This is a genomic window from Mesorhizobium sp. M4A.F.Ca.ET.050.02.1.1 (assembly GCF_003997725.1).
Lineage (GTDB): Bacteria > Pseudomonadota > Alphaproteobacteria > Rhizobiales > Rhizobiaceae > Mesorhizobium.
Genome location: NZ_RZSG01001407.1, coordinates 1 through 623 on the forward strand (window position 1 = coordinate 1; position 623 = coordinate 623).

Annotated in this window: 1 protein-coding gene and 1 pseudogene; both read right to left on the bottom strand. The window is 64.7% G+C overall.

What is annotated here, in order from left to right:
- Positions 1–224: pseudogene (locus EOA33_RS40045) on the bottom strand (hypothetical protein); the annotation flags it as partial.
- Positions 225–228: 4 nt separating this feature from the next.
- Positions 229–623: DUF3828 domain-containing protein (locus EOA33_RS37820; RefSeq protein WP_127407850.1), on the bottom strand; the 395-nt coding region annotated here is incomplete at its 5' end.

A 623-nucleotide genomic window follows, 5' to 3' on the forward strand; every position in this document is an offset into this window, starting at 1 on the left:
GGTTTTACAACCGCCGTCGGCGAACCCGGCAGCACGGGTGCTGCCGGCGCACTTTCAGCTGGCGGCGATGCGGCCGCCGGGGGTGCTGGCGATGTGTCGTCGGAAGGCGCATTGTCGGCCGGAGCATTTGCCGGTGGCGCGCCGAACAGGCCCTGGGCGCTGACGCTCAAGCCAGTCGCCAGCATTGAGATGGTCGCAAGCGCCAGGGCAATACGGCGAACCATCGCTTCACTCCGGCGCCTTGCCGGGCATGCATTCCAGCGCGCTCAGCGTCCAGCCGCTGGTCTTGGAGGCGATGTCGGCGACCTTCCACTTGCCGTCGACCTTCTTCAGCGACCAGACCATTTCACGTTTGGAATCATCGCCTTCCGGGAAAAGGCTGAAGGTCGCCGTCACTTCGGCGCTGTCGCCGTTGACGGTCTCGGCAAGCTTCAGCGTCTTCGACAGGGTTTTCTGGTCGAAGTCCTGCGCGTCGAGGCCCGGATCGAAGTCGAGGCAGGCGACCTCGTCCGGGTTGTGCTTGGCGGCCTGGTCGTTGAGGGCGAACAGCTTGGTGACCGGCTCGGTGAAACGGTCGCGATACTGCTCGTCGCCCTCGAACCTGACCTCAGGCACATAGAAGA